Here is a 6973-nt window from a genome sequence, read left to right as displayed (position 1 = left end):
ATTCAACTGCGCCGGCATGGTGCCCGCCGGCAGCGTGCTCGATTGCGAACGCAGCCTCTGGCAGACGAGCTTCGATCTCAACGTCACCTCGATGTTCGACATGATCCGCGCCTTTCTGCCCGGCATGCGCGCGTCGGGCGGTAGCATCATCAACATGGCCTCGCTGGCCTCGAGCGTGAAGGGCGTGCCCAACCGCTGCGCCTATGGCGCGAGCAAGGCGGCGGTGATCGGCTTGACCAAGTCGATCGCGGCCGATTACATGAGCGACGCCATCCGTTGCAACGCGATCTGCCCCGGCACGGTCGATTCGCCTTCGCTGCGGCAGCGCATCGCGACCCAGGCCGCGGAACAGGGCCGGACCGAGGCCGAAGTGCTCGACGACTTTATCGCCCGCCAACCGATGGGCCGGCTGGGCGATGCCGACGAGATCGCCGCGTTGGCGGCCTTTCTCGCTTCCGATGAGTCCGCCTTCATCACCGGCACCGCGCAGCTCATCGACGGCGGCTGGGCGAATTAACTCATATTCCAGGAGCGCTTAATGAAACTGCTCAGATTCGGCCCGCCGGGCCAGGAAAAGCCGGGGCTGCTCGACGCCGACGGCGCGATCCGCGATATCTCCTCGTTGGTCGACGATATCGCCGGCCCCATGCTCGACCCCGATGCGCTCGACCGGCTGCGTCGCCACGATCTGTCGGACCTGCCCCGCGTGGCGCCGGAAACCCGGCTCGGGCCCTGCGTGGGCGACGTCGGCAAGTTCGTCTGCATCGGGCTGAATTACTCGGATCATGCCGCCGAGACCGGCGGCGAGGTGCCGCCCGAGCCGGTCGTGTTCAATAAGTGGACCAGCGCGATCTGCGGGCCGAACGACGATATCGAGATTCCGCGCGGCTCGAACAAGACCGATTGGGAAGTCGAGCTGGGGGTCGTGATCGGCCGCGGCGGGCGCTATATCGAGCCCGAACGCGCGATGGATCATGTCGCCGGCTATTGCGTCGTCAACGATGTGTCCGAACGCGAATTTCAGCTCGAGCGCCACGGAACCTGGGACAAGGGCAAGGGTTGCGACACCTTCGGCCCGATCGGCCCCTGGCTGGTTACCCGCGACGAGGTCGCCGACCCGCAGCAACTCGACATGTGGCTGTCCGTGGACGGCGAGATGCAGCAGAACGGCAGCACTTCGACCATGGTCTACGACGTGGCCTATCTGGTGTCGTATCTGTCCCGTTTCATGAGCCTGCAGCCGGGCGACATCATCTCGACCGGCACCCCGCCCGGGGTCGGCGCCGGCCGGTCTCCCCAGGTGTTCCTACGCGCCGGCCAGCATATCCGGCTCGGTATCGAGGGCCTGGGCGAACAATCCCAGCATACGGTGAACGCATGACGAAAATCGTTGACATGCGCGTCGTGGACGTGCGCTTTCCGACTTCCGAGGCCCTCGACGGTTCGGATGCGATGAACCCCGACCCGGATTATTCGGCCGCCTACTGCATTCTCGAAACCGATACGCCGGGTCTCGCCGGCCACGGTCTGACCTTCACCATCGGCCGCGGCAACGAACTGGCCTGTGCGGCGATCGAGTCGATGCGCCATCTGGTCGTGGGCCTCGATCTGGCCGATATCGCGGCCGATATGGGCGCGTTCTGGCGGCATGTGACCGGCGACAGTCAGTTGCGCTGGATCGGCCCGGAGAAAGGCGCGATTCATCTGGCGACCGCGGCCGTGGTCAACGCCGCCTGGGATCTTTGGGCCAAGTCCGAGGGCAAACCGGTCTGGCGGCTGGTCGCCGAGATGTCGGCCGAAGAAATCGTGCGCTGCATCGATTTCCGCTACCTCACCGACTGCATCACGCGTGACGAGGCCATCGCGCTGCTGCGCGAACGCGAAAACGGTAAGGCCGAGCGCATCGCCCGGCTCGAAGCGCGGGGCTATCCCTGCTATACGACATCGGCCGGCTGGCTCGGCTACAGCGACGACAAGCTGCGCCGACTATGTCAGGAAGCCGTCGACGAAGGCTACAACCACGTCAAGCTCAAGGTCGGCGGTAAGCTCGCCGACGACAAGCGGCGGCTCGCCATCGCCCGCGAGGTGATCGGCGAATCCCGCGCGCTGATGATCGACGCCAACCAGATGTGGGAAGTCGGCGAAGCGATCGATTGGGTCAACGAACTGGCCATCGCCCGCCCCTGGTTCATCGAAGAACCGACCAGCCCGGACGATATCGAAGCCCATCGCAAGATTCGCGAGGCCGTGGCGCCGGTCCAGGTCGCCACCGGCGAGATGTGCCAGAATCGGGTCATCTTCAAGCAGTTGATCATGCTAGGTGCGATCGACGTGGTGCAGCTCGACGCCTGCCGGCTCGGCGGCGTCAACGAGGTGCTCGCCGTGCTGCTGATGGCCGCCAAGTACGACCTGCCGGTCTGCCCGCACGCCGGCGGCGTCGGCCTGTGCGAATACGTCCAGCACCTGTCGATGATCGATTATCTGTGTTTTTCGGCCACCACCGAAGGCCGGGTGACCGAGTACGTCGATCATCTGCACGAGCATTTCGTCGACCCCTGCGTGGTGCGGGACGCGGCCTATCAGGTACCCACGGCCCCGGGCTATTCCGGCGAGATGAAGGCCGAATCGCTGGCACGCTACCGCTTCACCGCGAGCTGAGCCCGCACCGTGATCATCGACGCACACCAGCATTTCTGGCGCTACGACCCGGCCCGGCTCGACTGGATCGCGACCGGCATGGAAGAACTGATGCACGACTGGCTGCCGGTCGACTTCGCCGCCGCCCGGGCCGAAACCGGTATCGATCGTACGATCGCGGTACAGGCGACCGGGGATGAAGCCGAGACCGCCTTCCTGATGGAACAGGCAGCGGCCGAAGACTGGATCGCGGGCGTGGTCGGCTGGGTCGATCTCACCGCGCCCAACGTCGACGAGCGTATCGCCTGTTGGCAACAGACCGGCCCGCTGGTCGGCCTGCGGCATCAAATCGAAGGCGATCCGGCGCGCCTGAACGACCCGGCCTTCGATACCGGTGTGGCCGCCGTTCAGCGCCGCGGCCTAGTCTACGAAGTGCTGGTCAATCACCGCCAGCTCATCGACGCCGTCGCCTTCTGCGCCCGACACGATGCGCACGCGCTCGTGATCGACCACCTGGCCAAACCCGCCATCACCGGCGACGAGGCCGCTTTTTCGAGTTGGCGTGAATCCATGGCGGCGCTCGCGGCCATGCCGCATGTCGCGGTCAAGATCTCCGGACTAGCGACCGAGGCCCAGCCGGCCCCTGGCGACGCCCCCGATATCGACGGTATCCATCGCCATCTGGACGCCGCGCTGGAACTGTTCGGCGCCGACCGCCTGATCTTCGGCTCCGACTGGCCGGTATCCCGACTGGCGATCGACTACGGCGACTGGTTCGCGCTGATCGACGCCTGGGCCGGCGCCCAGGGCACGGACTGTCGCGCCAAACTATTCGGCGCCAACGCCGCGTCGATCTATTCGCTGGACTTATAGAAGGGCGCGCCGTGGATCTGGAACTCGCCGCCAAGATCGTGATCGTGACCGGCGGGCTGGCCGGCATCGGCGCCGCCATCAGCCAGCGACTGACCGCCGAAGGCGCGATCCCGGTGATCGTCGATCGCGGCTCCGACGCCGCATTTTTGGGCGATCTTCAGCGCATCCAACCCCGCGCCATGCATATCGCGGCCGATCTCACCGACGAAAACGCCTGCCGCGCGGCGGTCGCGACCGCCGCCGAAGCCGGGCCCATCCACGGCCTGGTCAATAACGCCGGGGCCAACGACGGCGTCGGCCTCGACGCCGGGGCGGCGGCCTTCAAGCAGTCGTTAGAGCGCAACCTGCTGCACTATTATCTGATGGCGCATCTCTGCGAGCCCCACCTCAAGGCCCATCGCGGCGCGATCGTGAACATCGCCTCGAAAACGGCGCTCACCGGCCAGGGCGGCACCAGCGGCTACTGCGCCGCCAAGGGCGCCCAATTGGCGTTGACGCGGGAATGGGCGCTATCGCTAAGCCGTCACGGCGTACGCGTGAACGCCGTGGTGCCCGCCGAGGTCGCCACCCCCATGTACGACCGTTGGCTGGAAACGTTCGACGACCCGGCCGCGGCACGCGAACGTATTACGTCGCGCATCCCGCTCGGACACCGGATGACGCGGCCCGCGGAGATCGCCGACAGCGCGGTCTTCCTGCTCTCGCCCCGCGCCGCGCACACCACGGGGCAATGGGTGGTTGTCGACGGCGGTTATACCCATCTCGATCGCGCGGCGACGTAGAATCCTAGACATTTAGCTCCAACGAACCGGCATTAGGGCCTAAATTGAAACCAGCACCCGTTTTTCCAGGCGCTGCTGGGCTTGGTCGACAACCACCGCAAAGATGATAACCATCCCCATAATGACCATCTGCCAGAAGTTGCTGATGCCGGACATGACCATGCCGTCGTTGAGAATGCTGATGACGCACGCCCCGATCACTGAGCCAATGATGGTTCCACGCCCACCGGCCAAGGCGGTGCCGCCCAGCACGACGGCGGCGATCGCTCTCAGTTCGTAAGTATCGCCGGTCATCGGATGCGCGGTGTGTAGCTGCGAGGTCACGATCAGGCCGACGATGGCGGCGCAAAAGCCGGAAAACGCATAGACGAAAAGTTTGACCCGCCGGACCGGCAGACCGGAGAACACGGCCGCCGACTCGTTACCCCCGATGGCGTAGATATAGCGCCCCAGCGGCGTCTTTTGGGCCAGGACAATCGCCAGACCGGTCAGCCCCGCCAGAATCCAGACCGGGGTGCCGATGCCGAGGACCGTGCCGGTGCCCAGGAAGAAAAAACCGGTGTTGGTCAGTTCCTCGTAACCCGCTAGCGAGGAAAAGGTGGAGCCGTCGTTCGACAGTAGCGCCGCCCCTCGGATGACATAGAGCATGCCGAGTGTGGCGATGAACGGCGCCACATTGAGATAGGTGATCAACAAACCGTTGACCAACCCAATGACGAGTCCGATGAGACATGTCACGACGATGACGGATGGAACGCTCAGGAACAGCACGTGATCGCCGATCGGAATGCCTTCCATGATCAGATAGCCCGCGGCCATTCCGGCAAAACCCACGATCGAGCCGACCGACAAGTCAATTCCGGCCATGAGTATGACCAGGGTCATGCCGATCGAGAGGATACCGAAAATAGTGATGTGCTGGGCCATGATCAGCAGATTGTTGATCGTAAGGAAGCGATCGGTGGTCACGGCGAAATAAACCAGCACGGCAAACAGCGCCAAGAAGATGCGCAGCCGGAGAATCAGCAGGAACACCCGCGAAGTCGTGGCGGCTCGCGAGTTCTGCGGCATGAGCTTGGTTGACAATGACATTCTTGACACGCCTTATGAAAAAATCAGGGCTTCGGCCGCGCCGGCCGTGGGCGCCGAACATTCGATGATCTGATCGCGGGTTGCTTGCGTACGTGGCAAGTCCGCCGTGATTCGTCCGGTCGACATCACGATGATGCGATCCGACACCGCCAGCACCTCATTGAGCTCCGACGTGGTATAGATCACCGTGACACCTTCTTCGGCGATCGCTTTCATCGCCTTGTAGATTTCGGTCTTGGCGCCGACATCGACACCCCGCGTCGGCTCGTCGAACAGCATGACCTTGGGCTTGGTCAGCAATGCCTTGGCGATCACAACCTTCTGCATGTTGCCGCCGGACAACGACGTCATCGGCACCGAGGCGCTCGCACATTTCACACGTAGCCACGAGATCATGCCTTCGGCGTCCCGTTGCTCGAGCGTGCGGCGTATCCACGGCATCAGGCGCGACCAGGCGTAGCTCGGCAGCGAAGAAAGCGACATGTTCTCGCGGACCGACATGCCCTGAATCATGCCCGAGGTCTGACGGTCCTCCGGCACCAACGAAATGCCCGCTTTCAGCCGTTTAATGGCGCTGGCGTTGCTGAGATCGGCGCCGTCGAGAACGATCTGCCCGCCGGCGTTACGCGACATACCGTAGATGGTTTCCACGAGTTCGGTCCGGCCGGCGCCCATCAGCCCGTAGATGCCGATGACTTCACCCCGCCCGGCGCGGAAACTCACGTGATCCAAAGCGTAGAGACCGTTGGTTCTCTTGAGCGTGAGATTTCGTACCTCGAAGTTGGGCGCGTGTCCCGAACTGGGCAGGTTTTCGAACTCGCCGGCCGAACCCCCGACCATCGCGGATACGATCCAGGGAATATCGACGTTCGCGATCAGATCCTCGGCGACCTTCTCGCCGTTACGCAGAACGGTGATGTGATCGCCGAGGTTCATCACCTCTTCCAGACGATGGCTGATATAGATGATGGCCAGTCCTTCGGCACGCAACGAGCGAACCACCTCGAACAGCACGTCGACCTCGGTCTGACTCAGCGCCGAGGTCGGCTCATCCATAATCAGCACATCGACTTTCTTGATCAGTGCCTTGGCGATCTCGACGAGTTGCTGCTGGCCAACGTACAGATCGCCGAGCCGCGTGTCGGGATCGATATCCAGCCCGAGGCGCTTGAGCTGCTCGCTGGCATGCTGTTTTTGCGCACTCGAACTGATCAAGCTAAGTCGCTTGAGCTCATGGCCGATGAAAATATTCTCGGCCACGGACAAATCGGGAAAAAGATTGAGCTCCTGAAAGACAATACCGATACCGGCGCGTTCGGCGGCCGCCACACTGTCGAGATGCACCGGCTCGCCGCGTACCGAGACATGGCCGTCCGATGGCGTATCGGCGCCGGCCAATATCTTCATGAGTGTCGACTTGCCGGCCCCGTTCTCGCCGATCAGGCAGTTTATCCGGCCGCTGTAGACGCGATAGTTCACATCGGCCAGAGCCGTGGTGCCGGGATATCGTTTGTAGAGGGCGTGGGTTTCGACCACGACCTCGGCGCCCTCTTCATGGGCCATCGCTTTCTCCACTGGCAGAACGAACT

The 6973-nt window shown here is 63.5% G+C and carries 7 protein-coding genes; 5 read left to right on the top strand and 2 right to left on the bottom strand.

The window, feature by feature from the left end; translation table 11 throughout:
• The 5 genes from VFJ08_RS14200 to VFJ08_RS14180 form a co-directional block, all read left to right on the top strand.
• Nucleotides 1–517 (top strand): SDR family oxidoreductase (locus VFJ08_RS14200; RefSeq protein ID WP_324997882.1); only part of this gene is annotated, 517 nt, incomplete at its 5' end.
• A 21-nt stretch (nucleotides 518–538) separates the two neighbouring features.
• A complete protein-coding gene (locus tag VFJ08_RS14195) occupies nucleotides 539–1381 on the top strand; it encodes a fumarylacetoacetate hydrolase family protein (RefSeq protein ID WP_324997881.1) in 843 nt (280 codons plus the stop codon).
• Nucleotides 1378–2658, top strand: a complete 1281-nt coding sequence (locus VFJ08_RS14190; RefSeq protein WP_324997880.1) for an L-fuconate dehydratase — start codon at nucleotides 1378–1380, stop codon at nucleotides 2656–2658. Before VFJ08_RS14195 ends, VFJ08_RS14190 begins: the two co-directional genes overlap by 4 nt.
• Before the next feature lie 9 nt (nucleotides 2659–2667).
• Nucleotides 2668–3510: an amidohydrolase family protein gene (locus tag VFJ08_RS14185; RefSeq protein WP_324997879.1), complete on the top strand. Its 843-nt coding sequence runs from the start codon at nucleotides 2668–2670 to the stop codon at nucleotides 3508–3510.
• Between the two features lie 11 nt (nucleotides 3511–3521).
• Nucleotides 3522–4292, top strand: coding sequence for an SDR family oxidoreductase (locus VFJ08_RS14180; protein WP_324997878.1), 771 nt, complete (start codon nucleotides 3522–3524; stop codon nucleotides 4290–4292).
• A 39-nt stretch (nucleotides 4293–4331) separates the two neighbouring features.
• Here the strand turns inward: VFJ08_RS14180 and VFJ08_RS14175 are convergent, their stop codons facing one another.
• Nucleotides 4332–5384, bottom strand: coding sequence for an ABC transporter permease (locus tag VFJ08_RS14175; protein WP_324997877.1), 1053 nt, complete (start codon nucleotides 5382–5384; stop codon nucleotides 4332–4334).
• 12 nt (nucleotides 5385–5396) lie between these two features.
• On the bottom strand, nucleotides 5397–6947 hold the full coding sequence (locus VFJ08_RS14170; RefSeq protein WP_324997876.1) for a sugar ABC transporter ATP-binding protein: 1551 nt from the start codon (nucleotides 6945–6947) through the stop codon (nucleotides 5397–5399).
• Between the last annotated feature and the right edge of the window lie 26 nt (nucleotides 6948–6973).

It is taken from the genome of Salinisphaera sp., from assembly GCF_035690525.1.
GTDB lineage: Bacteria > Pseudomonadota > Gammaproteobacteria > Nevskiales > Salinisphaeraceae > Salinisphaera.
Note: the sequence above shows the minus strand (reverse complement) of the source record. Positions and strands in the feature narration are given on the sequence as shown.